This window comes from Burkholderia sp. Tr-20355 (assembly GCF_017104685.1).
In the GTDB taxonomy this organism is placed as follows: Bacteria; Pseudomonadota; Gammaproteobacteria; order Burkholderiales; family Burkholderiaceae; genus Burkholderia; species Burkholderia seminalis.
In genome coordinates this window covers 1-1662 of sequence record NZ_JAAGPK010000366.1, presented here as the reverse complement: position 1 = coordinate 1662, position 1662 = coordinate 1, and the positions used below count along the sequence as shown (strand labels likewise).

1 protein-coding gene is annotated in these 1662 nt (G+C 74.5%); it reads right to left on the bottom strand.

Features of this window, described 5'->3' with window-relative positions:
• Window positions 1-1662: tetratricopeptide repeat protein (locus G3N62_RS35380; RefSeq protein WP_241013300.1), on the bottom strand; the 1662-nt coding region annotated here is incomplete at both ends.

Here is a 1662-nt window from a genome sequence, read left to right as displayed (position 1 = left end):
CCGGCTTGAAATAGTCGGTGGTCTGGAACGCGACGTTCGGGCGCAGGTGGAACGTGTATGTGAGGCCGTCGGCGCTCGCTTCCCATTTGTCGGCGAGCGCGGGCACGACCTTCTTCGCGGCTTCGTCCGGGCGGCGCAGCGCGTTCAGGCGGCGCACGGCCGACAGTTGCGTGTCGACGTCGTCGTCCGGCGTACGCGCGAGCACGGCCTGGACGCGCGCCAGCGCGGCGGCCCGGTTGCCGCTGTCCTCGTCGATCCGTGCGAGCGCGAGCTGCGTATCGGCGTCGTCCGGCGTGCGCGCGACGACCGGCGCGAGCGCGTCGCGCGCGGCGCCGTAATGGCCCTGCGCGCGTTCGAGATCGGCCAGCTCGAGCGCGTGACGCTTGTCCGCTCGGCCGGCCGGACTCGCACGATCGAGCAGCGTGCGCGCCCGTGCATAGTCCTGCCGCGCGATCGCTTCGTCGGTCTGCCGCAGCACGAGCCGCAGCGACTGGTCCTCGAGCCGCGCCGTCTGCGCCGGGGTCAGCGACGCTTCGCGCCGCAACGTGTCGAGCCACGCGGCGAGCGCGTCGTCACGCCCCGCGCTGCCGAGCAGATCGCCGTAACGCAGCCGCACGTCGGCATCGGCTTCGCGCGGATGCGCGACGATCCAGTCGTGCAGCAGCGCGAGGCCGCGTTCGGGTTCGCCCGCGTCAATCCACTGCGCGCCGATCGCGGCGAGCATGTCGGGATCGTCCGGCGCGCTCGCCTGCGCGTGCGCGAGCGACGCGGCGAACGCCGCGCGGTCGCCGCGCGCGAGCGTACCGCGTGCGTCGGCCAGCGCATGTTCGGCGTCGAGCTTGCGCGCGAGCGCGCGCATTCCGTCCGAACGGTGCGCGTCGTCGACCGGGGCCAGCGCGGCCTGCGCGCCCGCGACATCGTCGAGCGAATTGCGGTACAACGCGATCGCGTAGCGCATCTCCGGCGTATCGCCCTGCGCGAGCCCGTCGTCCATCACCGTGCGGCCGAGCTGCGGCAACCCCATGTCGCGATAGAGGCGCGCGAGCGCGAAGCGCGTCCACGGCGCGTCGGGCGCCGCACGCACGGCCGCCTCGTAGCGTTGCGCGGCCGGGCCGCGTTCGCCCTTGTCGGCCAATGCGCGCGCCTGGTTCGCGAGCAGGTCGGCCCGCAGGCCGTCGAGCGCGCGGCGATCGTCGCGGCCCGTCACGCGACCTTGCAGCGCGTCGAGCAGCGGGCCGACCCGGTCCGCGCGGCCGGTGTTTTCATACAACGTGGCCGTGCCGCGCACGGCCGACAGCGCCGGCGAACGTGCCGCCAGCAATTCACGCAGCAACGGCTCCGCGTGCGCCCAGTCGCGCTGCGCGAGCAACGCATCGGCAAGCTGCAGCTTCGCGTCCGGACTGCCCGGCTGCATCGCGAGCGCCGCCCGCGCCGCGCGTTCGGCCTCCTGCGGGCGCCCCGCGTTGGCCGCTTCGCGGCCTTGCGCGAGCAGCCCCCAGAACTGCGCGGTGCGTGCGAGGCCTTGCCATTTCCCGCGTTGATCGGTCGCGCGCGCGGCGGCCTGCGTGAACAGCGCGCGCGCTTCGTCGTGCCGCCCTTCGCGCAGGCGCAGCAGGCCGAGGCCGCCGAGCGCGTCCGCGTCGTCCGCTCGCGCACGCGCCA